This is a genomic window from Kitasatospora sp. NPDC034023 (genome assembly GCF_055575795.1).
This window is the reverse complement of record NZ_JBVIRY010000003.1, coordinates 224,395-249,468: the sequence shown is the minus strand read 5'-3', so window position 1 is coordinate 249,468 and position 25,074 is coordinate 224,395. Positions and strand designations below refer to the sequence as shown.

The window sequence follows — 25,074 nt, the reverse complement described above, 5'->3', positions numbered from 1 at the left end:
GCCTCGACAGTCGGGCGGCTTCAGTACAGGACGACGCAGCCGCGCGCACCGAGCGCGTCCAGCACCCGGGCGGACGGCCGCACCTCGTTCCACCGCAGGTCCAGCTTCTCGAGCGCGGGCAGCGCGGGCAGCGCACCCGGTTCGTCCAGCCAGTGCGGCAGTTCGGTGATCCGGTTGCCGCGCAGGTCGAGGCGGCGCAGCAGCGGCAGCCCGGCGAGCACGGCCGGCACCTCGGTGAGGGCGTTCTCCCTGAGCTCCAGCTCGCGCAGCTCGGTGAGGCCGGCCATGGAGTCCGGCAGTGCGGTCAACTCGTTGCCACGGAGCCAGAGTTCGCGTAGCGCACGGAGCCGGCCGATCTCCTCGGGCAGCGCGCCGAGGCGGTTGTGCTGCGCGCGGAGCTCGACCAGGGCGGTCATCTCGCCGATGGCCGCGGGGAGTTCGGTGAGCCGGTTCTCGCCGACGTTGAGGTAGCGCAGTGCGGTGAGCCGCCCGAGGGCGTCCGGCAGGGTGGTCAGCGCGTTGTCGTGCAGGTAGAGGAAGTCGCCCAGCCCAGTGAGGTCGCCCAGCCCGGCGGGGACCTCGGCGAGCTTGTTGTGCCCGAGGTCGAGGGTGCGCAGAGCGGCCAACCGTCCGATGGCCGGGGGGAGTTCGGAGATCCCGGTGTCGGCGAGGATGAGCACCGTCAGGTCGGTGCGGTCCCACACCTCGGCCGGCACCTCGTCGAGCGGCTGCCGCCAGAGGTTCAGGGTCACGTCCGTCACGGCTGCACTCTACTCTCGCCCCCTCCCCCCGCGGGAGGAACCGGCCGCGCACCCGCCGAAGGAGGGCCCACGCCTTCAGGCGGAGGCCCTCCGGCGGAGCGGCTACCGTGCCGGGGCCGGGCGGACCGGGTGCTTGCTCATGATGGAGACCCGGTTGAAGGAGTTGATGGCGATCGCCACCCACACCACCGCCGAGATCTCGGCCTCGCTCATCGCCTCGCGCGCGGCCCCGTACGCGGCCTCCTGCGCGGCCGCGTCGGCCGGGTCGGTGGTCGCCTCGGCCAGTGCGAGCGCGGCGCGCTCCCGCGCGTCGAACAGCTCGGTGTCGCGCCATGCCGGGAGCACGCCCAGCCGCTGCGTGGTCTCGCCCTCGCGCAGCGCGGCCTTGGTGTGCACGTTCAGGCAGTAGGCGCAGCCGTTGATCTGCGACACCCGGAGGTTGACGAGCTCCACCAGTCGACGGTCCAGCCCAGCCTCGGCCGCCACCTCGCGCGTCGCCTCGGCGGCCGCGACGAGCGCCTTGTACGCCTGGGGGCTCTGCTTGTCGATGAACACCCGCCGGTCCGTCGGGACCACCGTCACATCACTCACCTGAACTCCTCGGGCCGATCACTGTTTAGGCTGATCACTGTCGCGCGCCACTCTGCCATGGCATGATAGTTGAATATAGAACTACCATGCACCTGGGAGGGACCCCGACCGTGAGCACCACCGAGACCGACCTCATCGAGCCGCCCGCCGCCGCCCCCCGCGTGGAGGTCCTGCCCCCGCGCGACGTCCCGCTCGGCGGCCCGCGCGCGATGACCGTGCGCCGGACGCTGCCGCAGCGTTCCCGCTCCCTGATCGGCGCCTGGTGCTTCGTGGACCACTACGGCCCCGACGACGTCGCCCACACCGGCGGCATGGACGTCGCCCCGCACCCGCACACCGGCCTGCAGACCGTCAGCTGGCTGTTCACCGGCGAGATCGAGCACCGGGACAGCCTCGGCGTCCACGCGTTCGTCCGACCCGGCGAGGTCAACCTGATGTCCTCCGGCCACGGCATCGCCCACTCCGAGGTCTCCACCCCCGCCACCACCACCCTGCACGGCGTCCAGCTGTGGGTCGCCCTGCCGGAGGAACACCGGCACACCGGCCGCGACTTCCACCACCACGTCCCGGCCCCGGTCGCCCTGGACGGCGGCGAGGCCCGGGTCTTCCTCGGCACCCTCGCCGGCGACACCTCCCCCGTGCCCACCTTCACCCCCCTGCTCGGCGCCGAACTCACCCTCCGCCCGCACGCCACCGTCACCCTCGCCGTCGACCCCGCCTTCGAGCACGGCCTCCTGGTCGACTGCGGCGAGGTCCGCCTCGCCGACACCCCGCTGCACGCCGCCGACCTCGGCTACCTCGCCCCCGGCTCCACTGCCATCACCCTCACCAACACCGGCGACACCGATGCCCGGACGATCCTGCTCGGCGGCACGCCCTTCGAGGAGCAGATCGTCATGTGGTGGAACTTCATCGGCGGCAGCCACGAGGAGATCGTCCAGGCCCGCGCCGACTGGCAGGCCGCCACCGACCGCTACGGCGAGGTCCACGGCTACCCCGGCGACCGCCTCCCGGCCCCCGAGCTCCCCGGCACGCCCCTGAAGCCGCGCGGCCGCACCCGCTGACCTGCGCATTCGGTGATCGGAGAGGCGACGGCGGGGCCTGCCGCCCGCCCTGGGCGCAGGTGAGACGCGTCGGGCCGGGGACCACGGCGTCCCGGTTCGGGTACGTGCGGGCGGAGTCCTCGAGCAGGACCGAGAGGTTCGGCATGGTGTCTTCCGGAAGGGTGGACCGGGCCAGGCCGCGGCGGGGGGACACGCGGCCTGGCCCGGGGTAGGTGGGGGTCACACGTGGCTGGACGTGACCCCGAAGGGTCCCGCGGTGCCGGGGAGGTAGCGGTTCACACGGTTCGACCGGCTCGCGACGGCTGACCAGCGCAGACGAGCGGCGGCGCGGAGGGCGCGGCGCCGACTGCCGTTGATCATGTCGGTGAAGCGGTCGACAGCCCACACCGTGCGCAGGCCGAGCGGACCCAGCATCAGGAAGGGAGGGAATTTCGGTTCCTTCGCCCAGATGCCGTCGAGATCCTCGTGCCGCGTTCCGTCCACGATCAGGTCGGCGATGAGCGACCCGACGTACGGTGCCTGGGCCAGTCCGTGTCCGTTGCACGCGATCGAGTAGTAGACGTTGTCCTCGATCTGTCCTGCGATCGGCAGGAAGGACGAGGTCATCGCGATCCAGCCTCCCCACGCGCGTTCCACGGCGACGTCCGCGAGGCCGGGGAAGCGTGTGGCGAACGCGCCGGCGAGCTCTTCGACCATGGCCCGGTCCGGGGCCTTTGCCGGGAGCGGGTACCGCTCACCCCGTTCGACGCGGCGGACACCGAACACGATGGTGTTGCGCGAGGTGAGGCGGTAGTGCTCCATGATCTGGTGCTGGGTGATCACCCCTGATCGACTGCTCCAGCCCAGCGCGGCGATGCGTTCCGGGGCGATCGGCTCCGTCTCCATCTCGATGAGCCACATGGGCACCGAGAGGCGCGCGGGGATGATGGCCCACTCGCCCGAGTACGCGTTCGTCGCGAGCACGGCCTTGTTCGCCCGCACGCTGCCGCGGGGCGTCGAGATCACCACCTTGCCGCGGTCCCGCCTGACGTCGGTGACCTTGGTCCGTTCGAACACCTGCGCCGATGACGCGAGCACGGCGCGACGCACTCCGCGGCTCAGTTTGCCGGGATTCAGCTTCGCCGCGATCCTCCGGCGCGCCGGAGGACGGGGAACGGTCTTGGATCGCCCCGCCGACGGACTCGGCGAGCCGCAGGGCCGTCGCCATGCCGCCCATGCCGCCGCCGACGTGCCCATCGGGATGGCGACGACCGCGCACAGACGTCGGACGTAGCGATTGACCATGCGACTCGCCGCGCCTCCGGCGCCCGCACCCTCTTGTTGTTCAAATTCAAACCAGTAGCTATCGTCGAGGCGATTCAGTTCGAGTTTGAACTTCGCAAGGAGAAAGCCCATGCCGGTACGCCGCCTCAACCACGCGGTGCTCTACGTCCGCGACGTCGCGACCTCGGTCGCGTTCTACACCGAGGCACTGGGCTTCAAGGTCGACACCGAGTTCCCCGGGCGGGCCGCCTTCCTCAGCGCCCAGGAGACGCTCAACGACCACGACCTCGGCCTGTTCGCGATCGGCGCCGACGCACCCGGCCCGCAGCCGGGCCGGGTCGGCCTCTACCACCTGGCCTGGGAGGTCGGGACACTGGGCGAGCTGGCCGAGATCGGCCGGACACTCAGCGAGCGCGGGGCGCTGGTCGGCGCCACCGACCACCACCACTCCATGTCCTTCTACGCCAAGGACCCGGACGGCAACGAGTTCGAGGTGATGTGGCGGGTCCCGCGCGAGGACTGGTCGGCGGCCGGCGAAGCGCCGAAGACGGGCCCCCTGGACCTGGAGGCGGCCATCGCCCGCTGGGGCACCGACCTGGCCACCGGCGCTGCCGCCGGCTCCGCCACCTGAGGCCCGCCCCGGAACCGACGGGCTTGCCCGCCCGGGGTACCACGGAGGCACCAGGGTCTGCCCTCGGGGCCCTGGCGCCCCGGCCGCCGAGCGCGTAGGCAGGAAGGGTCGCTGGTCCTTCGCGGGAAGAGGCCCCATTTGCATGCCCCCTTGCACGCCCGAGAGAACGCCCGGGCCCAGGCCGCCGGACGCGCCGGTACACCGGCCCGCTCTCCCCGCGGCGGCGGCCGGAGCGCCCGGCCGGACCTGATGGGGGTGCAGGCCACCGCCGGGAACCGGGCCGTCCTCCGGATGCTCCGCCAGGCAGGGGCGGGCGGACCGGGCGGGCGGGCCGGCGGGGTGGGGCCCCGGCCGACGGTGCAGCGCTCCGCCGTCCACGACGTGCTGAGCACGCCCGGCCGTCCGCTGGACGCCGCCGTCCGCTCCGAGATGGAGGGCCGGATGGGCGCCGACTTCTCCGACGTCCGCCTCCACGACGGCAGTGCCGCCCGCGCCTCCGCCGCCGAGGTCGGCGCCCGCGCCTACACCTCCGGCAACCACGTCGTCATCGGGGAGGGCGGCGGCGACCGGCACACCCTGGCCCACGAGCTCACCCATGTCCTCCAGCAGCGCCGGGGCCCGGTCGCGGGCGCCGACAACGGCTCCGGGCTCAGGCTCTCCGACCCGTCCGACCGGTTCGAGCGCGAGGCCGAGGCGAACGCCGTCCGGGTGATGCGCAGGGCGGTGGCCGGCGCCGGGCCCGCCACGGCGGCGCCGGCCGAGGAGCACGCGGACGGGCACGGCGCGAGCCCGCACACCGGGGAGGCCGTGCTGCAGCGGGCGGCCGCCTTCACGCCGTTCGCCACGATGACGCCCAGCGGCGCGACGCTCGGCAACCTCCAGACCGATGTGCTGAACGGGGCCGGCCTGGTCTACCCCGGAGGCGGCACCCTCGGGAACTCGCTGTACCTGGAGCGACTGCTCAACAACGGCGGTGGCGGTTCGTCACCCGGCGAGCCCTCGGACTTCACCGTCATGAAGGCGGCCGACCGCAACCTGGTGCGCGCCAACGGCCAGCAGAACGCGGCCACCGCGATGCACGCGATCAACGGTGACTTCGTCGCGGGCGCCAACGACACCGCCTGGAACATCTTCCTGGGCTCCGCCAAGTCCAACACCAACGAGCACTTCCACAAGGTCGAGAACCCCATCCGCACCGCGATGCAGAGCGGTACCAACGGCCTGGCCGCGGACTACGAGCAGTGGATCGCGGCCAACCATCCGATCGACCTCGGCGGCGACATGATCGGCTTCGCCGCCACCGGGCAGCAGGTCCGGGGGGCCGCCACGAGCGCGGCCGCGCTGAAGCCGTACCAGGACGCGTACCCGACCGTCACCCACGTCCTGGACGAGAAGGCGCCGCTGAAGAACCCCAACGCCGGGTGGCCCAAGCTGATCCACTACCGGGTGACACCGCACTACACGTACAGCAACGATCCCGCACAGTGGCCGCAGTTCCTGAAGGACAACCTCGCGGCGGCCCAGGCCCTGGTGGACGAGGAGAAGGCCAAGCCGGCGGCCGAACAGGACCAGCAGGGGCTGGCCAACGAGCTCGCGGCCATGGACATCCTGAGGCAGCGGGCGCACCAGCTGTTCCCCGAGACGTACACCTGCGAGGCGGACTACTACCTCGCCTCCTACGACCCGAAGGCCCCCTGGCACCACGGCCGCGACCAGGAAACGTACGAAGCGGAGATCTGAGGTACCGATGCACGACGACACGCACGACGACAGGCACGACGAGAGGCACGGCGACACCGAGGGGCGGAAGCGCCCCGGGGTCTTCCTCGCCCACGCGCCCGCGGATGCCGACCGGGCCGCCGACCTGGACGCCCGGCTGCGCGCCGGGGGTGCCCGGACCGCCCTGGACGAGTCCCGCGACCTCTCCGACGGCCTGCCCGCCGAGCCGGTGCTGCAGGAGCTGGGGGCCTGCGACCTGTTCCTGCTCCTGTGGTCCCGGGACGCCGCCGACGACCCGCACGTCCGGGCGCAGCGCGAGTACGCGGCCTCGTTCGACAAGCCCTGCCTGGTCTGGCCGCTCGACGCGACGGCCCTGCCGCCGGGGCAGGGCCGGGTGGAACAACTGCCGCCCGGCGATGACGCCCGGGAGGCGGACGCCGCGGTCCACCGGATGCTGGGCACCCGGCCCGCCGACGCCCCGCCCGGCGGCCCCGGAGCGGACCCGTCGGGCGGTGCGGCGGTGGAGCCCGGCCGCTGGACGATCGAGAGCGACGCCCAGCACGGCGAGTCCCTGGACCTGAAGCTCACCCCCTCGGCCGGCCCGGCGGACGCGGCGGCACCGGACGGCTCCGTCGACGGCGGCGACCTGACGGGCACCCACCTCCGGGCCGGCCTGAAGGGCAAGGTCACCGGCCACTGGTCGTTCGCCCGCACCGAGGGCCGGCTCGACCTGGAGCTGACGTCCTCCTTCGGGCTGCGCCCGGTGCACGAGCCGCGGCACCTGCGGATCCTCGGCGGCGACGGCGACACCCTCACCGCCGAGGACCTGCACGGCATCGCCGACCCACGGCACTACCGCCTCACCCGCGGCCGCACCGGCTGACCCGCCGTCGGCCCGTCCCGCCGTTCGGCTGACCGGTGGACTTTCCCGCCACACACCGTCAGCACGCCGACCGGTACCGAGAAGTACGTCGTCCGGGTTCCTACGATCCGCCCCATGAGCAGCCGGTCCGCACCTGCCTGCGACGGGTCTGCCGACCCCCAGAGACGACGACGGGACGCACACATGAGACGAACGATCCGCGGCCGCCTGCTGGCCTGGGCCGCCGCCGGAGCGACGTTGGCCGCCGTGGCGGGCACCACCGCCGCGCCCTCGGCCGCGGCGCACGACGACGACCTCGGGCCCGCCATCGAGGCGATCATGCACAAGCCCGGATACGAGCACGCGCAGTGGGGCGTGCTGGAGACCGACCCCGCGACCGGCCAGGTGTTCCACTCCCGGTTCGCGAACCAGTTCTTCGTCCCCGGCTCGACCGTCAAGCTCGTCACCATCTCGGGCGCCTGGCACACGCTCGGCCCCGACCACCACTTCACCACCCCGCTCCTCGCCACCGGCACGCGCACCGGCTCGACCCTCGACGGCAACCTCGCGCTCGTCGCCCAGGGCGACCTCACGATGGGCGGCCGGACCAGGCCCGACGGGACCGTCGACTACACCGCCATCGACCACACCAGCGCCAACGACCTGCCCGGCGCCACCCTCACCCCCGAGGACCCGCTCGCCGGGCTGGACATGATCGCCCACCAGGTCCGCGACGCGGGCATCACGCGGGTCAACGGTGACGTCGTCGTCGACGCGAGGCTGTTCACGCCGCCGGCGCTGGACCCGCAGCCCACCCCGCTGATCATCAACGACAACGTCATCGACCTCCTCACCACCCCCACCGCCCCCGGCCAGACCGCCCAGCTCACCTGGCGCCCCCAGGTCGCCCCCTACCGGGTCACCTCCACCGTGCAGACGGTGGCGGCCGGCGGCCCGACGAACATCCAGGTCTCCGCCTCCCCCGACGGCACGCAGATCACCCTCAGCGGCACCATCGCCGCCGACGCGCAGCCCGTCCTGCGCATCTCCAACGTCCAGGACCCGAACGCCTTCGGCCGCACCGCCCTGATCGAGGCGCTCGCCCGCGCCGGCGTCAGCGTCACCGCCGACCCGACCGGCCCGAACCCGGACGGCAAGCTGCCCGCCTCCTACGACGGCGACCCGCAGGTGGCCGCGTACGTCTCCCCGCCGTACAGCCAGTACGCCAAGCTGATCCTCAAGGTCAGCCACAACCTCGGCGCCAACCTGGCCCTGTGCAACATGGCCGTCACGCGCGGGAGCAAGGACTGCTTCGACGGCTTCGGCGTCGAACACGACTTCCTCGTCGACGTGGCGCACGTCGACCCGACCCAGTTCCAGCTCGCCGACGGACGCGGCGGTGTCTTCCAGGACCGCGCCACCCCCACCGGCCTCGACCAGCTCCTCGCCTACTGGCTGCACACCCCCGACGCGGACGCCTTCCGCCACTCCCTGCCGATCCTCGGCGTCGACGGCTCGCTCGCGATCTCCTGCGCGACCGACTGCCCGGCCAAGGGCAAGGTCTTCGCCAAGCCCGGCACCATCGTGGGTGCCGACGACCTCAACCAGCGGATCGCCTACAACGCCGAGAACCTGGCCGGCTACCTGGAGACGGACGACGGCTGTCTGCACCTGTTCTTCGTCGGCGTGAACGGCGCTTCGGCCACCGACATCAACGACGTCATCCGCATCTTCGACGACGTGAACCAGGTCGCCGCACTGCTCCAGGAGCAGGCCTCGGCCGGGCACCGCGCCCCGGAGGGCCGGAACGCCCCCTGATCCTGCCGCACTCCGGTCCTTCCGCACTCCGGCGCCCGGGGAGGCGCGTGGTCGACGCCGACCACGCGCCTCCCCGGCGTCTGCGACCTCCGGCCGATCGCCGCCGCGGGCCTGACGTCAGGCCGGTCCTTCCGCCCGCTGCGCCTGCTCGTACGCCGCCAGCACCGCGCGGTAGCGCCGCCGCACGTCCTCCCGGTCGGCCGGCTCGGTCACGGACTCCCGGCTGAGGCGCTCGATCATCCTGGCCTGGGCCAGGAGCACCTGCCGCTGCTGTTCGGTCCTCGTCTCGGCCATGATCTCCGCCAGCGCGTCGAGCTGGCGGATCAGCACGGCCGGCATCCCGGGAGCGGCCTGTCGGATCTTCTCGAACGCGCGCTGGACGAGCCGCTCGTAGCTGACGGGCACGGTCATCACCCGGATGTACCCGGCGTCGTCCCGGTGGACCGGGTTCGGGCTCCAGCGGGCGGCGATCCGGCACAGGCCCTCGCCGAGCCAGTCGATGCAGGTCAGGGCGGTGAAGGTGTCGTTCACCGCGGTGGACAGCGCGCGGATGGCGATCTCCACGAGCTGGTCGACCGCGAAGGCGATGTCCTGGGCGATCGTGCGCGTCGAGCCCGCGACGTGGGCGCGGGCGAAGCTGCGGGCCACCTCGGGCGCCGCCCTGGGGGGCCAGACGGTGGCCAGTTGGTGGCCCTGGACCAGGAAGTGCCCGGGCCGGTGGTCCAGCCGGATGACGGCGTCCAGCTCGGTCGCCATCCGCACCAGCGTGCGGTGCCGGACGAACTGGAGGTACCCGCTGGCCGGCGCCGGAACGGCCGCCCCCTCGGTGTCCAGCCGGCCGCTCAGCTCCGCGGCCGTCGGCCCCCGCGCGGCGCCCGCCGGCTCCGCCCCGCCCGCGCTCGCCTCGATCGCCTCGGACAGCTCGGCCGCGATGCTCGCGATCACCCGGGGCAGCTGGATCGAGGTGGCGATGTGGTGGATGAAGAAGATCAGCACGGCGAGGTCGGCGAGCACCAGGACCATGCACACGGTGATCGACAGGTGCGGCACGAAGTCGCCGTACGGGCCCGGCCCGATGACGACCAGCGCGAGGATCGCGTAGACGAACGTCCCGACGAAGGTGCCCAGCGTGAGCTGCGTGGTGCGGTCGCGGATGAAGGTGCGCAGCATGCGCGGCCCGAACTGGGTGGAGGCCAGTGTCAGCGTCACGATCATGATCGAGAACACCACGCCCACCACCGTGATGAGCGACGCGGCGATCGCCGCCAGGACCTGCCGCGCCGCGTCCGCCGCCCCGCTGACCACCCACGACGGCAGCTCCAGGTCTCCGTGGTACGCCGCCTGGTCCAGCGACACGGTGATCGCGAACAGCGCCCCGGCGAGCACCACCTCCAGGATCGGCACGAGCCACAGATTCGTCCGCAGCGCCTCCTGCCGCCACTGCGCCTCCAGGTGGACCCCACGGATCACAGCGCCCACCTCCCGTACACCGGCCCGGATTCACCCCGTACTCCCGCATACCAACCCTAAACAACCGAACCCGGATATCACGGTTGAAAGGCGGCACCGGCCTGCTCGCTCCGGCGCTCCGGGCGGCGGCCCGAGACCGTCACCGGCTCCGGTGCCGGTGCCGCCCCCTCGCCGGCTGGTGCGCGCTCCTCTGACGTCGATCAGCCGGTTCCGGCGTCGACCGGTGGCACCAGGTGCCGACGGGTGTCGGCCGGCGTCAACCGGTGTCCTGCGGCGCGGCGGTGGCCCGGGCGTAGGCGGCGGCGCGGATCTGCGAGGGGCCACAGGCCCAGACCATGATCCGACCGCCGGTCCGCGCCAGCGGGCGGTCCCAGCAGGCGCGGACCAACCAGGGCCGCCGTACGCCGAGTTCGGCCCTGGCCCAGGACGGCAGCAGGTCGATCGAGGCGTTCGTCAGCACCCGGACGGCGGCACGCTCGCGGCGGCTGCGGCCGAAGCCGCGCAGCAGCCGGAGCACGTCCAGGGCCGGCGGCGTGACCCGCAACTGGGGCCGGATCCCGGCCAGGTAGGCCGCCACCTCGGCGCGGGACCGGGGGACGTCGCGCGCGCCCAGCCGTTCGGCGACGCGCCTCGCCTCGGCGTAGTAGCGGTCGCACTCGGCGGCGGACAGCGGGGTGGCGGCGTAGGCCTGGTAGCCGGTCAGGAAGCTGTACACCTCGGCCGTGTGCACCCAGGTGAGCAGCTCCGGATCGTCGGCGCGGTAGGGGCGGCCGTCCGGTGCCGTGCCGCTGATCCGGGGGTGGATCCTGCGTACGCCCGCGATCGCCTGCTCGGCCGCCGCCGTCGACCCGAGCGTGGTGGTGGTGACGAACCGGGCCGTCCGGTTCAGCCGCCCGGTCGGGTCGACCCGGAAGTCCGAGTGCGCGTCGACGGCGGCCATCGCGAGGGGGTGCAGGGACTGCAGCAGCAGCGCCGCGAAGCCGCCCACCAGCATCCCGGCCGGGTGCCCGTGCACCCGCCACACCACGCTGTCCGGGCCGAAGAGACCCGGGTCGCCGGCCGGGCGGTCGTAGCGTTCCAGGTGCAGGTCCTGGCCGTGCACGGTCGCGTTGATCTCGGCCAGCAGCCTGGCGCGCAGCGCGGCGAGCGGCGTCCGCCGACCGGTCGGCCCGGTTCCCGTCCCCACCATGCCCACCCCTCCTCGCCCCGGCCATCACCGTACCGACGGGGCACACCGCCTTCGACGCCGGACCCCCGGTTCGACGCCGAACCCCGCCTCGGCGGCGGGCCGCCCTCGCCCGTCCGGGACCGGCCGCCCTCGCCGGTGCAGGCCCTCTGCCCGAACTTGTCTGACCAAGTTCCACCAACATTCTTCCGCCGGACAGCCCGACCCGATACCTATGTCCCACCCCATGGCGCACCGCCATGGCTCCCACCCTCACCACGACACGAGGTATCCCATGGCACTGCGCTGGAGCACCCTCGGCGGGCTGCTCGCCACCCTCCCCCTCGTCGGCGCACTGACCGTCGCCACCCCCGGCACCGCCCAGGCGGCGGGCGGCAGCGGCAACCTGATCGTCAACGGCGACGCGGAGACCGGCGGTTACTGCACCAACGACTGGAGCGCGGCCAGTACCGTCCCCGGCTGGACGGTCCAGGCCGGCGGCATCGACTCCGTGTGCCACTCGGTGGGCTCCTTCGGCCTGCCGACCGACGGCCGGACGCCCGGCAAGGCCTTCTTCGGGCCGGGCAACTTCGGGGACGGCTCGATGGCGCAGACCGTCGACGTCTCCTCGGCGGCCACCGCGATCGACGGCGGCGCGGTGCACTACAACCTCTCCGGCTGGCTGGGCGGTTGGGCCGCCTACAGCGGCTACGTCGCCGTCAGCCTGCACTTCCGGGACGGCGGCGGCCGCCCGCTCGGCGCGACCGCCAAGCTGCCGACCGTCTCCGCGACCGACCGCGGCCTGAGCACCCAGTTCCTCTCCCGCAGCGCCACCGGGGCCGTCCCGGCCGGCACCCGGTCCGTCCAGGTCGAGGTCCAGTTCCTCTCCACCTCGAACGAGACCGGCTACCTGGACAACCTCTCGCTCACCCTCGACACCCCGGTCACCGCGCCCGCGCCGGTCACGCCGCCCGCCTCGGCCGTACCGGGCTACGACCACGTGTTCGTCGTCATGATGGAGAACACCGACTACTCCCAGATCATGAACGACCCGGCGGACACGCCGTTCATCCACAGCCTGATGTCCCAGGGCGCCACCCTCACCGACTCCCACGGCGTCTACCACCCGAGCGACGAGAACTACCTCGCCGTCGCCGGCGGCGACACCTACACCAAGGGCGCCACCTACTGGCCCAACATCAACTCACCCCAGCGCAACCTCGGTGACACCATCGAGGAGGCCGGCAAGAGCTGGAAGGCCTACGAGCAGGGCATGGGCACGCCCTGCAACACCAACAAGAACAACGACAGCTACTACGAGCCCGACGACGCGCCGTTCATCAACTACACGGACATCAGCGGCAATCCGGCCCGCTGCGCGGCGCACCTCTTCGACACCTCGCAACTCACCACCGACCTGCAGTCGGCCGCCACCACCCCGAACTTCTCCTGGATCGCGGCCGACGACTACTACGACGGCGAGGCCTCCGGAAACGGCAACGCCACCAGCCTGAAGGCCCAGGACGGCTGGCTGAAGCAGACCCTCGCCCCCGTGCTCGCCTCCCCGGCCTGGACCCAGCAGCGCTCGCTGCTCCTGCTGACCTGGGACGAGAGCGAGAGCGAGGGCTACAACCACCTCGCCACCGTCGTCGTCGGCTCGCAGGGCACTGTCCCGGCCGCCACCAGCAGCCCGCTGCACTACGACCACTACGGCATCGGCCGCACCGTCGAGGCCGCCCTCGGGCTGCCGGGGCTGACCGGCAACGACACCTACGCGACGCCCCTCAACGCCGCCTTCGCGCCGTCCACCGCGACCCGGCCGACCCTGACCGGCGACCTCGCCGCCGTGACCAACGGAGGCAACGCCACCCTCCGCTACGCCCTGCCGAACACCTCGCAGGTCAGCGCGAAGAACTGGGTCGGCGTCTACCCGGCGGGCGTCACCCCCGGCTCGCGGTCCGCGCTGACCTGGGCCTACACGCCGAACCAGAGCGGCGCCGTCACCCTGTCCACCGGCAAGCTCAACGGCGCGGGCACGTACGACGCGTACTACCTCGCCAACGACGGCTACTCGGTGCTGGCCGGCCCGTTCCCCCTGACCGTCGGCTGACGCCCCCGGCGGCCGACGCCCCGGGCCGCCCCCGGCCCTCACTGGGCCTGCACGACGAACGGCGACGGCTCGGCGCGGTGATCGCGCCGAGCCGTCGCCGTCGGTGCGGGCGACGCGGTTTCAGCCGAGGGGCTTGTCGACGACGGCCTTGGCGTGGCTGAACGTCTCGATCGAGTACTCGCCGTGGTAGCGGCCCATGCCGCTCTCGCCGACGCCGCCGAACGGCAGGTCGGGCATCGCCAGGTGCGAGACCGGCAGGCCGAAGCTGAGCGCGCCCGAGGAGGTCTCCTCGGTCAGCCGCCGCTTGGTGTCCGCGGACTCGGTGAAGGCGTACAGGGCGAGCGGCTTGTCGCGCTCGTTGATGAACGCGATCGCCGCGTCGAGGTCGGCGACGGCCAGGACGGGCAGGATCGGGCCGAAGATCTCGGCGCTCATCACCGGGGCGGTCGCGGGGACGTCGGTGAGGACGGTCGGGGCGAGGTAGCGGGTGTCGCGGTCGTGCTCGCCACCGATGACGGTCCGCCCGTCGCCGAGCAGCGCGCTGAGGCGGTCGAAGTGGCGCTCGTTGACGATCCGCCCGTAGTCCGCGCTCTCGGCCGGGTTCTCGCCGAACAACTCCCGTACCGCGTCCGCCAGTTCCCGCTCCAGGGTGGCAGCCGTGTCGCCGACGGCGAGGACGTAGTCGGGGGCGACGCAGGTCTGGCCGGCGTTGAGGAACTTGCCGCGGGCGATCCGCCGGGCAGTGACGGCGAGGTCGGCGCCGGGATCGACCACGACCGGGCTCTTGCCGCCGAGCTCCAGGGTGACCGGGGTGAGGTGCTTGGCGGCGGCAGCCATGACGATCCGCCCGACAGCGCCGTTGCCGGTGTAGAAGATGTGGTCGAAGCGCTGCTCCAGCAGGGCGGTGGTCTCCGGGACGGCGCCCTCGACGACCGCGACGGTCTCCTCGCCGAGGTAGCGCGGCAGCAGCTCGGCGATGGCCGCGGAGGTCGCGGGGGCGAGCTCGCTGGGCTTGACGAGGACGGTGTTCCCGGCGGCCAGGGCGCCGACCACCGGGGCCAGGGCCAGCTGGAGCGGGTAGTTCCAGGGCGCGATGATCAGCACCACGCCCAGCGGGTCGCGGACGACCCGGGCGTCGGCCGGGCGGAAGACCTCCGGTACGGCGGCCGGCCTCGGGCGCAGCCACTCCGCCAGGTGCGTCACGGTGTGGTCGAGTTCGTTGAGCGTGAAGCCGATCTCGGTGCGGTACGCCTCGGTGGCGCTCTTGCCGAGGTCGGCGTGGAGGGCCTGCTGGAAGACCTCGGCCTGCTCGGTGAGCAGGGCGCGCAGGGCGGCCAGCTTGTCCAGGCGCCAGGCGAGCGGCCTGGTCCGGCCGGAGTCGAACTCGGCCCGCAGTCGGGCGACCACTGAAGGAATGCTGTCGTGCATGGGGGGCTCGCGGTCCTTGAGGGGTGGTGCGCAACGTGCACACATGGAAGTTTCATCACGTGAAGCAATGGACAAGAGCGACACTAAGGATGAAAGGTTGAGTTTGTCAAGCATTTGCCCCGGCGTCGCACGGTGAATCCGGCGGATCCGGCGACTCCGGACTCACCCGCTCCGGGCTCACCGCTCCGGCTCACCGCTCGGGGAAGCTGAAGGTGTAGCCGTTGGCCTTGAGCCAGGGCAGGAGCTGCTCCAGGGCCTCCACGGTCTGCGCACGGTTGCCGCCGCCGTCGTGGAGGAGGACGGTGGGGCCGCGGCGCAGCTGCTCCCTGGCGGTCTCGACGATCCTGTCGGCGCCGGGACGTTCGAAGTCACGGGTGTCGACGTTCCAACCGAGCGGGCGCAGGCCATTGGCCGCCGCTATCTGCCGGCTCTCGGGGGTGAACGCGCCACCGGGCGCCCGGTAGTAGTCCACCGCGGCACCGCCGGTGGCCTCCCGGATCATCCGCAGGCCGTCGACGATCTCCTTCTCCTGATAGCCGACGTCCTTGTGGTCCATGGCCGTGTGGCCTGCGGGTACCGGCTGCGCGGGGCCTCGCCGGTCGGGGCCTGGTCGATCGCGGTCCGGTCGGTCGGGGATTGGTCGGCCGGGGTCCGGTCGGTCGGGGTCGGCTCACGGCGGTCGGACATGGCGGTGCTCCTCGTACCGTTCGGGTGCGTGCGGCATCGCCGCGTCGCCACCACCGTCCGCCGCGCGGTTGCGGGACCTGTGAGCCACGTATGAGCGTTTCGCAACAACCTGCGGCCACCCCGTGCCACGGGCATGTTTCCGCAGGTGGAAGCCTGATACTGACTGGCATGTCACGGGTACTACTGATCGAGGACGACGACTCCGTACGCGAGGCGCTGGCCCTCGGGCTGCGTCGCCAGGGCCATGAGGTGCGCACCGCCGCCTCCGGCGAGGAGGGGCTGGAGCGGGCCCACCGGGAGCCACCGGAGATCGTGGTGCTGGACCTGATGCTGCCCGGGATCGACGGCTTCGAGGTGTGCCGCAGACTGCGGCAGGCCGGGCCCACTCCGGTGATCATGCTGACCGCGCGCGGGGACGACGTGGACACCGTGCTCGGCCTGGAGGCCGGCGCCGACGACTACGTGGTCAAGCCCGCGCAGTCCCGCGTCCTGGACGCCCGGATCCGCGCCGTGCTGCGCCGCGCGGGCGGGACCGGCCCGGAGGCCGACCGGGAAGCCCACGGCGACCTGGTACTGGACCGCGCCGCCCTCACCGTCACCAAGCGCGGCGCCCCGCTGCCGCCGGCCCCCAGCGAACTGCGGCTGCTGCTGGAGCTGGCCGCCTCCCCCGGGCGGGTGTTCAGCCGCGAGCACCTGCTCGAGTCGGTGTGGGGGCTGGGCCGCCAGGACGACATCCACCTGGTCGACGCCGGGGTGAACCGGCTGCGCGCCAGGATCGAGGACAGCCCGTCCGCGCCCCGCTACATCCAGACCGTCCGCGGCTTCGGCTACCGCTTCGGGCCGCTGTGACCCCGGAATCCCAGCCCCAGCGGCCGCTCCCCCGCAGGGTCCGGCTGCGCCGTGCGGTCGCCGGCCTGCGGCCGCGGCTCGTGGTCGCCTTCGTCGCCGTCGCCGCGCTGAGCGCGCTGGCCACCGCCGCGCTCACCTACCGGGCCGCCACCAACTCCACCCTCGACCTGACCCAGGACACCACTCTGGACGAGCTGCGCCGGCGCATCGACGTCCTCGCGCCCGGCCTGCCCTTCCCGCCGACCCAGGGTGAACTCGACCGGCTGGCCGGGGAGTTGTCCGGCACCGGCGGCTTCCGCGACTGGCGCGTGCTGGCCACGCACGGCACCACGCACTCCGAGTGGACCCAGCCCGTCGCCGTACCGCCGGCGCTGCAGCACACTGTCGCCGGCGGCCACGCCGCGTTCCAGCGCTTCAGCGCCGACGACCACCCCTGGCTCGCCGTCGGCGTCCCCGTCACCAACGCCGCCGCGCCCAACGCCCCCTCGGGGCTCACCGTCTACGCCGTCCTCCCGCTCGACCGCGAGCAGAGCGCCGCCGACGCGCTGCTCGCCGGCGCCGCCGGGGCCGGGGCATTCGCCGCGCTCCTCGCCGCCGGGCTCGCACTGCTCGCCGCCCGGCAGGTCCTGCGACCGGTCCGGGCGCTCGGCGACGCCGCCCACGACCTCGCCCAGGGCAAGCTCGACACCCGCCTCACCGTCACCGGACACGACGAACTCGCCCAGCTCTCCAAGACCTTCAACCACACCGCGCGCACCCTCCAGGGCACCATCGAGGAACTGCGCGCCGTCGAGTCCCAGGGCCGGCAGTTCGCCGCCGACGTCTCCCACGAACTGCGCACCCCGCTCGCCGCCATGCTCGCCGTCACCGACATCCTCGACGAGGACGCCGAACACCTCCCCGCCGACACCGCCACCGCACTCCGGATGATCAGCAACGAGACCAACCGCCTCACCCGGCTCGTCAACGACCTCATCGAGATCTCCCGCCTCGACGCCGGCGCCGCCCCGCTGCGCGCCGAGGACGTCGACGCGGCGACCGCCGTCCGCGACACCCTCGACCTGCGCGGCTGGAGCAACCGGGTCGAACTCGCCCTGCCCGCCGCCCTGCCCGTACGCCTCGACCCGCGCCGCTTCGACGTCATCGTCGCCAACCTCGTCGGCAACGCGCTGCGCCACGGCCGCCCGCCCGTCCGGCTGACCCTGCGGGCGGCCGACGACGACCTCGTGCTGACCGTCACCGACCGGGGGCCGGGCATCCCGCCCGGCGAACTGCCGCACCTGTTCGACCGGTTCTACAAGGCGGACAGGGCCCGTCGGCGCTCCGAGGGCAGCGGGCTCGGCCTCGCCATCGCCCAGGAGAACGCCCGGCTGCACGGTGGGCTCATCGAGGCCGCCAACTCCCCGGGCGGCGGAGCGGTGTTCACCCTCGTCCTGCCGCGCGGCATCACCACGATCGTCGCGGAGGACCGGACATGACCGCTCGCCCTCGCCTCCTGCCCCTGGCCGCTGCCGCCGCGCTGCTGCCGGTGCTGTCGCTGCTCGGCGGCTGCTCGATCGCCACCACCGACCCCGTGAAGAGCGGCCGGCCGGCCACCGGGATCCAGCCGGGGACCAGGCTCTACTTCCTCGACCAGCACGGCATCCGCCTGACCATCCGGCCCGGCGCCCAGCGCGAGAGCCTCCAGCAGACCCTCGACACCCTGGTCACCGGCCCCGACCGGGCCGAGCAGCACGCCGGCCTCTACAGCGACCTGCCCCCCAACGCCCGTGTCCAGGCGACGGCCGCCCCGGGCACCGTCACCCTGCGGCTGTCCTGGCCCGCCGCACAGCTGTCCGCGCCCGCCATCCAGCAACTCGTCTGCACCGCCGAGGACGCCCCCGCGGAGGCCGGACCGCCGCCGAAGATCGCCATCGTCAGCAGCGACGCACCCTCCGCCTTCCAGCAGCAGTGCGACCTGCACCGCACCGGCTGACCGGCACCCGCGCCCGCACCGACGGGCCCGGCGCGCCGCCCGTTGCCCGGCGCCCGAGGTGAGGCCGGGCCCCTCCCCCGCGGCAGGGGCCCGGCCGGCTCGGGCGGTCCGGGCCGGTCAGGCCAGCGCCCGGCGGGCCTCGGCGATCCGGCCCGGATCCCAGCCGCGGCGCGGGACGGAGTCCAACAGCAGCCGGGTGTAGGCGTGTTGCGGATCGGTGAGCACCCGGACGGTCGGCCCGGTCTCGACGACCCGTCCGGCCCGCAGGACGGCGACCTCGTCGGTCAGGTGCCGCACCACCGCGAGGTCGTGGCTGACGAACAGGAAGGCGATCCCGGACTCGCGGCGGATCCCGGCGAACAGGTCCAGGATCTGCGCCTGGATCGACACGTCGAGCGCGGCCACCGCCTCGTCCAGGATCAGCACCCGCGGTTCGGCGGCCAACGCCCGTGCGATGGCGACGCGTTGGCGCTGTCCGCCGGAGAGCCGACGGGGCAGGGCGGCGGCCTCGCGCTCGCCGAGGCCGACCTGGTCGAGGAGTTCGGCGACCCGGCGGCGGCGGGCGGCCGGATCGAGCGCGCAGTGCAGCCGCAGCACCTCCTCGACGCAGGCGCCGACCGGGATCCGCGGGTCGAGGGACACGTACGGGTCCTGGAAGACCAGTTGGACGCCGCGGGCCCGGGCCAGTCGCTCGGCGCGGCCCCGGGGCCGCGCCGAGCGGTCCGCGCCGTCCAGGTGAACGGTGCCCCCGTCGGGTCGCTCCAGCCCGACGAGCATGCGGGCGGTGGTGGTCTTGCCGCAGCCGGACTCCCCGACGATGCCGAGCGAGCCGCCGGGCGGCAGGGTGAAGGAGACTCCGTCCACCACCGGGCGGGCGCCGAAGTTCTTGCGAAGTCCCCTGACCACCAGGCCGGTTGAGTCGGTCACGGCAGGATCCCCTCGTCGGCGCGCAGGCAGGCGGCGAGGCCGTCGCCGCACGGGCGGAGCGCAGGCCGTTCGGCCGAGCAGCGCGGTTCGGCGAAGGCGCAGCGCGCGGCGAACGCGCAGCCGGGTGGTGCCTCGGCGAGCGAGAGCGGGCGGCCGGGGACCGGTTCGGGGGGTGGGGCGTCGGGGTCGATCCGGGGGGTGCAGGCGAGCAGCCCGGCGGTGTAGGGGTGGCGGGGGTGCGCGAACAGGTCGTCGGTCGCCCGGGTCTCGACGATCCGGCCGGCGTACATGACGTGGATCCGGTCGCAGACGGCGGCGGCGAGTTCCAGGTCGTGGGTGACGAACAGCAGTCCGGTGCCGCGCTCGGCCTGTAGGCGGGTGAGGATGGCGATCACCTCGGCCTGGGTGGTGACGTCCAGGGCGGTGGTGGGTTCGTCGGCGATCAGCAGCTCGGGTTCGCCGGCGAGGGCGGCGGCGATGACGACCCGTTGGAGCATGCCGCCGGAGAACTCGTGCGGGTGGCGGCGCAGGGCGCCGCGCGGGTCCTCGATGCCGACGGCGTCGAGGAGTTGCTCGGCCCGGGCGGTGGCCTGGTCGGCGGGGGTGCCCGCGGCGCGCAGGCCCTCGGTGAGGAAGTCGCCGATCCGGCGCAGCGGGTTGACGGCGGCGCGCGGGTCCTGGAACACCATGGCGACCTGGCGGGCCCGGAGTTCGCGCAGGCCGGGGCGGTCCAGGGTGAGCACGTCGCGGCCGCGGACCCGAACCTGTCCCTCGGCGCGGGCGCCTTCGGGCAGCAGGCCGAGGATGCTGCGGCAGGCGACGGACTTGCCGGAGCCGGACTCGCCGACCAGGCCGACGGTTTCCCCCGCGGCGACGTGCAGCGAGACGCCGTCCAGGATCGGCCGGGCGGCCCGGCCGGCGGGCAGCAGGACGCTCAGGCCGTCGATCTCCAGCAGCGGGCGGTCCTGCCGAGACGTCACGTCAGCGTTCCTCATGTCGGCGCTCCTCATGTCGGCGCTCCTCATGTCAGCGCTCCCGTCGGGCGAGCCGGTCGGCGATGCCCTCGCCGACGATGCCGAAGGCGACCACGGCCAGCACGATGCACACCGACGGTGCGAGTGCGGGCAGCATGGCGCCCTGCTGGAGCGCGGCCTCGCCGTCGTTGATCATCGCGCCCCAGTCGGCGGCGGGCGGCTGTACGCCGAAGCCGAGGAAGGAGAGTGCGGCGAGGTCCATCAGGGCGTAGCCGAAGTTGATCGCCGACTGCGCGAGCACGGTCGGCGCGATGTTGGGCAGCAGGTGCCGGGTACAGATCGTCCACCCGGACCAGCCCTGCACCCGGTAGGACTCCAGGTACGGCCGGGCCTTCTCCTGCCGGGCGAGCCCGCGCACCAGGCGGCCCACGTACGGGGTGTAGGCGACGGACATGGCGATCACGGGCGCGGTCAGGCCCGTTCCGCCGACGGCCACGAACATGATCGCGAGCAGCAGCCCGGGGACCGAGAAGACCAGGTCCAGCGCCCGGGACAGCAGGGCGTCGACCCAGCCGCCGCGCCAGCCGGCCACCGTGCCGAGCAGCAGGCCGAGCGCCGTGGAGAGGCCGACGACCAGCAGCGGGCCGAGCAGTCCGGTGCGCGCGCCGTACAGCAGGCGGGAGAGTACGTCCCGCCCCGACTGGTCGGTGCCGAGCAGGTGGTCGGCGCTGCTGCCGAGCAGCGAGGACTGCAGGTCCAGCGCCTCCGGGTCGTACGGGGCGATCAGCGGCGCCAGGGCGGTGACCAGGACGAGCGCGCCGAGCAGGAGTACGGCGGCGGTGAACAGTGGTCCGTTGCCGAGGAGTTGCAGGCGGCGCGGCAACGGGCGGCGCAGCGGTCGGACGGGCGCGGTGGCGGTCATTCGGCACCTCCTCGGGCCAGGGACACGCGCGGGTCGATCAGCGGGGCGAGCAGGTCGACCACCAGGTTGACGAGGACGAAGCCGAGGACGGTCAGCAGGGTGACGGCCTGGACGACCGGGAAGTCCTTGGCCGTCACGGACTGCACCAGCAGCTGGCCGACGCCGGTCACGTTGAAGGCGGTCTCCACGATCGACGTGCTGACCAGCAGCCCTGCCAGCGTCGTCCCGCCGACGGTGACGATCGGCCCGAGGGCGCCTCGCAGCACGTGCCGACGGATCACCGTGGGCTCGGGGACGCCGCGCGAGCGGGCCACCTCCACGTGCTCGCGGCCGAGTTCGTCCAGCATCGCCGAGCGGGTCACCCGGGCGAGCAGTCCGGCGAGGGTGACGGCGAGGGCGACGGCGGGCAGGGTCAGGTGGTAGAGCCGGTCACCGAACCCGGTGCCGGTGGAGCCCGGGCCGGGGAACCAGCCGAGCTGCACGGCGAACAGCGAGACCAGGCCGATCGCGGTGACGAACGGCGGGGTGGCGGTGGCCACACCGGTGCCGATCAGCACCACCCGGTCGGCGACGCCGGGCCGCAGCGCCGCCAGCACGCCGGTCAGCACGCCGCCGACGCAGACCAGCACCGCCGCGTACCCGACCAGCAGCGCGGTGCCGGGCAGCCGGGAGCCGATCAGCGAGCCGACGTCCTGGCGGAACTGGACCGAGCGGCCGAAGTCGCCGTGCAGCACGTTGCCGAGCCACTTCAGGTACTGCACGAGGAAGGGCTCGTCCAGGTGGTACTGGGCGGCGATGGCGGCCCTGGCCTCCGGTGTCGCCGGATGGCCCTTGAGCAGGAAGGACACCGGGTCCCCGGGGGCGAGGTGCACGGCACTGAAGACCAGGAAGGAGGTCACCAGCAGCACCGCCGCCAGCCCGAGGAGCCGGCCGAGCAGGTATCCGGTCATCAGCGCGCGGAGCCGATCGTCGCGGCCCACGGGTAGTAGAGCTGGGCGATGCCGGCCGGGGCACCGGTGATCCGGCTGCCGAGGAAGACGGAGAACGGCGCCTCGTACAGCGGGATGGAGGGCAGTTCGCGGACGGCGATCTGCTGCAGCTTGGCGGTGAGGTCGGCGCGGGCGCCGGGGTCGGTCGCGGCGACGGCCTGGTCGTAGAGGGCGTCGAACTCGGGGTCCGACCAGTTGGCGTAGTTGCCGAAGTCCCCGGTGTGCAGGGACTGGTAGAACTCCAGCGGATCCGGGGTGTTGTCGTAGCCGTTGGTGACGACCAGGTCGAGGCCGGCCCGGGCGGCGGGGTCGGTGAACAGCGCCGAGTAGGCGTCCGGCGAGACCGGCCGCAGTTCGACGTCCAGGCCGATCTGCCGGCCGGCGGCCTGTACGGCGTTGCCGACGACGCTGATCTCGGGGGCGAGCGAACTGGTCGCCATCACCACCTTCTTGCCGCTCGCGCCGGCGTCCCGGACGAGCTTGCGGGCGCCGTCCACGTCGTGGACCGGGGCGGGCAGGGCGGCGAAGTAGCCGGCCGTACGCTCCGGCGCGATCCCCCAAGCCCCCTGTGCGGCCGGGGCCTTGGCGGGAACGCCGATGCCTCCGGCGGCGGACTTGATGATGCCGTCGCGGTCCAGCGCCATGGAGAGTGCCTGACGGACCCTCAGATCGCCGAGTGCGCCATGGAGGTCGAGCACGGCGAGGTCGGCGGCAGCGGTGTTGGGGCCGAAGTAGACCTTGCCTCGGGAGGAGCCCTGGATCTGCACCAGCGAGCTGGACGGCACCATGTAGCCGCCGTCCACGGCGCCGGAGAGCCAGCCGCTCGCGCGGGCGGAGGCGTCCGCGATGAACACGAACTTCACGCTGTCGGCCTTCGGGGCAAGGGAGTTGTCCCAGTAGGCCGGGTTCCTCTTCAGGGTGATGCTCTCGCCCTGGGCCCAGGTGTCGATCGCGTACGGGCCGGTGCAGTCCACCCCGCCCTTCGGGCTGCCGTAGTCCTTGCCGGCCCTGGCGAGGTAGGCGGCGCTCTCGATGGTGCCGGGCGAGGCGGCGAGCAGTTCGTTGAGCAGCACGTCGGGCTTGGTGAGCGTGATGGTGACTTCCAGCGGCCCGGACTTGGTGATCGAGGCGACGTTCTTGAAGGCGCTGGCCCAGGAGGAGCCGGTGGCCGGGTCCATCTGCCGGGTCAGCGAGGCGACCACGTCGTCGGCGGTCATCGTCGCGCCGTCGTGGAACTTCACGCCCTCGCGCAGGGTGTACACCCAGGTCAGCGGGTCCGGGTTGGCGGACTTCAGGGCGAGGCCGGGCTCGATCTTCATGTCCGGTGTGACGCGGAAGAGTTGTTCGCAGACGTTGGCCAGCACGGTGTTCGGCGGGTAGTCGTAGGCGAGTGCGTAGTCGAGCGACTGCGGCTCGGCGTAGAGCGACCAACTGAACGACGGGAGCGAGCCCTTGGGCGGCGGGGTGAGGGCGGCGACCTGGTAGCCGGAGGTGCCGTCGGCGTTCGCGGCGTGCTTGGCGGTGGCACCGGAACAGGCGGTCGCGGTCATCGCGACCAGGAGCGAACCGGCGGCGAGCAAGGTGGTGGATCTGGAGCGGCGCGGGAGAAGGCGCACGGCAAGCCCACCCCTTTCTGAGTCGTGGGGGGCTGGGAGTTGCAGTGGAGTATTGATGCGGGAACGTTCCCGCACAAGCCTTTGCGGGAACGATTTTCCAAAGGTCGTGACTCTGCCGCGACTCCTGCGTCGACTACTGACGAACGCCCGTCCGGACTGGCAGCATCGGCACATGACGCACACCCCGCGCGGCGGCGACCCGACCTCCGCACCCCGGATCCGCCTGGTCGATGTCGCCCGCGAGGCCGGCCTCTCCAAGACCACCGTCTCCGCCGCGCTCAATGGCACCGGCCGGATGTCCGACACCGTCCGCGAACGCGCCCGCGAGGCCGCCCGCCGCCTCGGCTACCGGCCCAACGCCGCCGCCCGACTGCTGCGCGCCGGCCACGCCCGGCTGATCGGCTACGCCGTCGGCGAGTACGCGCGCGACCCCGGGTCGTACATGAGCTCCCCCTACTTCGCCCAACTCACCAGCGCCACCGCCCACGCGGCGCTCCGGCACGGCTACGCCCTGGTCCTGCTACCCGCCCGCTCCGCACCGGAGGAGTGGGCCGACCTGCCGCTCGACGCCGCCATCGTCGCCGACCCTCTCGACGACGACCCGCTCGTCGAGGACTTCATCGCCGCCCGCATCCCGCTGTGCACCGACCGCTCCGTCGAGGGCCGCCCCGGCACCCACTGGGTCGACGTGGACGCCGACGGCGCGATCCGCGAAGTCCTCGACCACCTGCGGGAACAGGGCGCGCGCCGGATCGCCGTCGTCCTGCCCGGCACCGTCACCCGCTTCCACACGGCCGTCGCGGACACCTACCGGCGCTGGTGCGGCGAGCACGGCGCCGAGCCCCGGCTCGTGCGGACCGACGGGCCCGGGGACGGGCCGGTGGTCGCCGCCCTCGAACGGCTGCTGAACGGCCCCGGGCGATCGACCGGCGCCGGGCCCGACGCCCTCTTCGTCCTCGCCGAGGCCACGCCGCCGCTCGTCCTCGACGCCGTCCGGCGGACCAGACTGACCGTCCCCGGCGACCTGCTGCTGGTCTGCGCGAGCGAGGAGGCCTCTGCTGCCCACACCCACCCGTCGGTCACCACGCTCAGCCTCAAACCCGCGCTCATCGCAGAGAAGGGCATCGAGCTGCTGATGGCCGCCCTGGAGAGCGGCAGCCGGGAACCCACCGGCGCGCTCGTCCCCACCCGGCTGGACATCCGCGCCTCCTCGCTGCTGCGCGACGGCGGTTGAGCCGGCGCCCCGCGCCCGC

Annotated in this window: 21 protein-coding genes and 1 pseudogene; 10 read left to right on the top strand and 12 right to left on the bottom strand. The window is 73.2% G+C overall.

The window, feature by feature from the left end:
- Window positions 1-20: 20 nt before the first annotated feature.
- A complete protein-coding gene (locus tag ACZ52R_RS06380) occupies window positions 21-761 on the bottom strand; it encodes a leucine-rich repeat domain-containing protein (protein WP_465619317.1) in 741 nt (246 codons plus the stop codon).
- 102 nt (window positions 762-863) lie between these two features.
- Entirely contained in the window at window positions 864-1,352 is a 489-nt protein-coding gene (locus tag ACZ52R_RS06375; protein WP_465619319.1) for a carboxymuconolactone decarboxylase family protein, read from the bottom strand.
- A gap of 86 nt (window positions 1,353-1,438) precedes the next feature.
- Between ACZ52R_RS06375 and ACZ52R_RS06370 the strand changes: the two genes are divergently transcribed.
- Window positions 1,439-2,416 carry a pirin family protein gene (locus ACZ52R_RS06370; RefSeq protein WP_465752908.1) on the top strand — a complete coding sequence of 326 codons (978 nt, stop codon included), beginning with the start codon at window positions 1,439-1,441 and terminating at the stop codon, window positions 2,414-2,416.
- Window positions 2,417-2,635: 219 nt separating this feature from the next.
- Here ACZ52R_RS06370 and ACZ52R_RS06365 read toward each other — a convergent pair whose 3' ends face one another.
- Window positions 2,636-3,811 carry an NAD(P)/FAD-dependent oxidoreductase gene (locus ACZ52R_RS06365; RefSeq protein ID WP_465752906.1) on the bottom strand — a complete coding sequence of 392 codons (1,176 nt, stop codon included), beginning with the start codon at window positions 3,809-3,811 and terminating at the stop codon, window positions 2,636-2,638.
- Here ACZ52R_RS06365 and ACZ52R_RS06360 point away from each other — a divergent pair.
- The 4 genes from ACZ52R_RS06360 (at window position 3,810) to dacB (ending at window position 8,709) form a co-directional block, all read left to right on the top strand.
- The gene (locus ACZ52R_RS06360) at window positions 3,810-4,310 is read left to right on the top strand and encodes a VOC family protein (RefSeq protein WP_360509626.1); all 501 of its coding nucleotides are present in this window, start codon (window positions 3,810-3,812) and stop codon (window positions 4,308-4,310) included. The genes ACZ52R_RS06365 and ACZ52R_RS06360 overlap by 2 nt on opposite strands.
- A 150-nt stretch (window positions 4,311-4,460) precedes the next feature.
- A complete protein-coding gene (locus ACZ52R_RS06355) occupies window positions 4,461-6,050 on the top strand; it encodes an eCIS core domain-containing protein (RefSeq protein WP_465752904.1) in 1,590 nt (529 codons plus the stop codon).
- 7 nt (window positions 6,051-6,057) lie between these two features.
- A complete protein-coding gene (locus ACZ52R_RS06350; RefSeq protein WP_465619327.1) occupies window positions 6,058-6,912 on the top strand; it encodes a TIR domain-containing protein in 855 nt (284 codons plus the stop codon).
- A 183-nt stretch (window positions 6,913-7,095) separates the two neighbouring features.
- Window positions 7,096-8,709: a D-alanyl-D-alanine carboxypeptidase/D-alanyl-D-alanine endopeptidase gene (gene dacB / locus ACZ52R_RS06345; protein WP_465619329.1), complete on the top strand. Its 1,614-nt coding sequence runs from the start codon at window positions 7,096-7,098 to the stop codon at window positions 8,707-8,709.
- Between the two features lie 117 nt (window positions 8,710-8,826).
- Here dacB and ACZ52R_RS06340 read toward each other — a convergent pair whose 3' ends face one another.
- Complete coding sequence (locus tag ACZ52R_RS06340; protein ID WP_465619331.1) at window positions 8,827-10,179, bottom strand: DUF2254 domain-containing protein; 1,353 nt, start codon at window positions 10,177-10,179, stop codon at window positions 8,827-8,829.
- Window positions 10,180-10,435: 256 nt separating this feature from the next.
- Complete coding sequence (locus ACZ52R_RS06335) at window positions 10,436-11,368, bottom strand: oxygenase MpaB family protein (protein WP_465619333.1); 933 nt, start codon at window positions 11,366-11,368, stop codon at window positions 10,436-10,438.
- A gap of 271 nt (window positions 11,369-11,639) precedes the next feature.
- Between ACZ52R_RS06335 and ACZ52R_RS06330 the strand changes: the two genes are divergently transcribed.
- Window positions 11,640-13,454, top strand: coding sequence for an alkaline phosphatase family protein (locus ACZ52R_RS06330; RefSeq protein WP_465619335.1), 1,815 nt, complete (start codon window positions 11,640-11,642; stop codon window positions 13,452-13,454).
- Between the two features lie 120 nt (window positions 13,455-13,574).
- Here the strand turns inward: ACZ52R_RS06330 and ACZ52R_RS06325 are convergent, their stop codons facing one another.
- Both ACZ52R_RS06325 and ACZ52R_RS06320 read right to left on the bottom strand, forming a co-directional pair.
- Entirely contained in the window at window positions 13,575-14,882 is a 1,308-nt protein-coding gene (locus tag ACZ52R_RS06325; protein WP_465752902.1) for an aldehyde dehydrogenase family protein, read from the bottom strand.
- 190 nt (window positions 14,883-15,072) lie between these two features.
- Window positions 15,073-15,444 (bottom strand): annotated as a pseudogene (locus ACZ52R_RS06320) (polysaccharide deacetylase family protein); the annotation flags it as partial.
- A gap of 293 nt (window positions 15,445-15,737) precedes the next feature.
- Here ACZ52R_RS06320 and ACZ52R_RS06315 point away from each other — a divergent pair.
- Genes ACZ52R_RS06315 through ACZ52R_RS06305 form a run of 3 tightly spaced genes read left to right on the top strand, consistent with a single transcriptional unit; the run spans window position 15,738 to window position 18,393 of the window.
- The gene (locus ACZ52R_RS06315; protein WP_465752900.1) at window positions 15,738-16,418 is read left to right on the top strand and encodes a response regulator; all 681 of its coding nucleotides are present in this window, start codon (window positions 15,738-15,740) and stop codon (window positions 16,416-16,418) included.
- Entirely contained in the window at window positions 16,415-17,896 is a 1,482-nt protein-coding gene (locus tag ACZ52R_RS06310; protein WP_465752898.1) for an ATP-binding protein, read from the top strand. The genes ACZ52R_RS06315 and ACZ52R_RS06310 overlap by 4 nt, the downstream gene beginning before the upstream one ends.
- Window positions 17,893-18,393, top strand: a complete 501-nt coding sequence (locus ACZ52R_RS06305; RefSeq protein WP_465660851.1) for a GerMN domain-containing protein — start codon at window positions 17,893-17,895, stop codon at window positions 18,391-18,393. The genes ACZ52R_RS06310 and ACZ52R_RS06305 overlap by 4 nt, the downstream gene beginning before the upstream one ends.
- 117 nt (window positions 18,394-18,510) lie before the next feature.
- Here ACZ52R_RS06305 and ACZ52R_RS06300 read toward each other — a convergent pair whose 3' ends face one another.
- The 5 genes from ACZ52R_RS06300 to ACZ52R_RS06280 are packed head-to-tail and all read right to left on the bottom strand — an operon-like array spanning window position 18,511 to window position 23,821.
- On the bottom strand, window positions 18,511-19,320 hold the full coding sequence (locus ACZ52R_RS06300) for an ABC transporter ATP-binding protein (protein ID WP_465660853.1): 810 nt from the start codon (window positions 19,318-19,320) through the stop codon (window positions 18,511-18,513).
- The gene (locus ACZ52R_RS06295; RefSeq protein WP_465660855.1) at window positions 19,317-20,315 is read right to left on the bottom strand and encodes an ABC transporter ATP-binding protein; all 999 of its coding nucleotides are present in this window, start codon (window positions 20,313-20,315) and stop codon (window positions 19,317-19,319) included. Before ACZ52R_RS06295 ends, ACZ52R_RS06300 begins: the two co-directional genes overlap by 4 nt.
- 31 nt (window positions 20,316-20,346) lie before the next feature.
- The gene (locus ACZ52R_RS06290) at window positions 20,347-21,216 is read right to left on the bottom strand and encodes an ABC transporter permease (RefSeq protein ID WP_465619347.1); all 870 of its coding nucleotides are present in this window, start codon (window positions 21,214-21,216) and stop codon (window positions 20,347-20,349) included.
- Window positions 21,213-22,166, bottom strand: coding sequence for an ABC transporter permease (locus ACZ52R_RS06285; protein ID WP_465661047.1), 954 nt, complete (start codon window positions 22,164-22,166; stop codon window positions 21,213-21,215). The genes ACZ52R_RS06290 and ACZ52R_RS06285 overlap by 4 nt, the downstream gene beginning before the upstream one ends.
- A complete protein-coding gene (locus ACZ52R_RS06280; protein WP_465660857.1) occupies window positions 22,166-23,821 on the bottom strand; it encodes an ABC transporter substrate-binding protein in 1,656 nt (551 codons plus the stop codon). The genes ACZ52R_RS06285 and ACZ52R_RS06280 overlap by 1 nt, the downstream gene beginning before the upstream one ends.
- Window positions 23,822-23,993: 172 nt before the next feature.
- On the opposite strand from ACZ52R_RS06280, the gene ACZ52R_RS06275 reads away from it, so the two are divergent.
- Window positions 23,994-25,055 (top strand): LacI family DNA-binding transcriptional regulator, encoded by a 1,062-nt coding sequence (locus ACZ52R_RS06275; RefSeq protein WP_465752895.1) that lies wholly within the window; start codon window positions 23,994-23,996, stop codon window positions 25,053-25,055.
- Window positions 25,056-25,074: the final 19 nt, after the last annotated feature.

Excerpts from the sequence above, each read along its gene's own strand:
- ACZ52R_RS06370 (WP_465752908.1), top strand. The coding sequence starts at position 1,439 with ATGCACCTGGGAGGGACCCCGACCGTGAGCACCACCGAGACCGACCTC.
- ACZ52R_RS06360 (WP_360509626.1), top strand. The coding sequence starts at position 3,810 with ATGCCGGTACGCCGCCTCAACCACGCGGTGCTCTACGTCCGCGACGTC.
- ACZ52R_RS06365 (WP_465752906.1), bottom strand. The coding sequence starts at position 3,811 with ATGGGCTTTCTCCTTGCGAAGTTCAAACTCGAACTGAATCGCCTCGAC.
- ACZ52R_RS06350 (WP_465619327.1), top strand. The coding sequence starts at position 6,058 with ATGCACGACGACACGCACGACGACAGGCACGACGAGAGGCACGGCGAC.
- dacB (WP_465619329.1), top strand. The coding sequence starts at position 7,096 with ATGAGACGAACGATCCGCGGCCGCCTGCTGGCCTGGGCCGCCGCCGGA.
- ACZ52R_RS06335 (WP_465619333.1), bottom strand. The coding sequence starts at position 11,368 with ATGGTGGGGACGGGAACCGGGCCGACCGGTCGGCGGACGCCGCTCGCC.
- ACZ52R_RS06330 (WP_465619335.1), top strand. The coding sequence starts at position 11,640 with ATGGCACTGCGCTGGAGCACCCTCGGCGGGCTGCTCGCCACCCTCCCC.
- ACZ52R_RS06325 (WP_465752902.1), bottom strand. The coding sequence starts at position 14,882 with ATGCACGACAGCATTCCTTCAGTGGTCGCCCGACTGCGGGCCGAGTTC.
- ACZ52R_RS06315 (WP_465752900.1), top strand. The coding sequence starts at position 15,738 with ATGTCACGGGTACTACTGATCGAGGACGACGACTCCGTACGCGAGGCG.
- ACZ52R_RS06305 (WP_465660851.1), top strand. The coding sequence starts at position 17,893 with ATGACCGCTCGCCCTCGCCTCCTGCCCCTGGCCGCTGCCGCCGCGCTG.
- ACZ52R_RS06295 (WP_465660855.1), bottom strand. The coding sequence starts at position 20,315 with ATGAGGAACGCTGACGTGACGTCTCGGCAGGACCGCCCGCTGCTGGAG.
- ACZ52R_RS06290 (WP_465619347.1), bottom strand. The coding sequence starts at position 21,216 with ATGACCGCCACCGCGCCCGTCCGACCGCTGCGCCGCCCGTTGCCGCGC.
- ACZ52R_RS06285 (WP_465661047.1), bottom strand. The coding sequence starts at position 22,166 with ATGACCGGATACCTGCTCGGCCGGCTCCTCGGGCTGGCGGCGGTGCTG.
- ACZ52R_RS06275 (WP_465752895.1), top strand. The coding sequence starts at position 23,994 with ATGACGCACACCCCGCGCGGCGGCGACCCGACCTCCGCACCCCGGATC.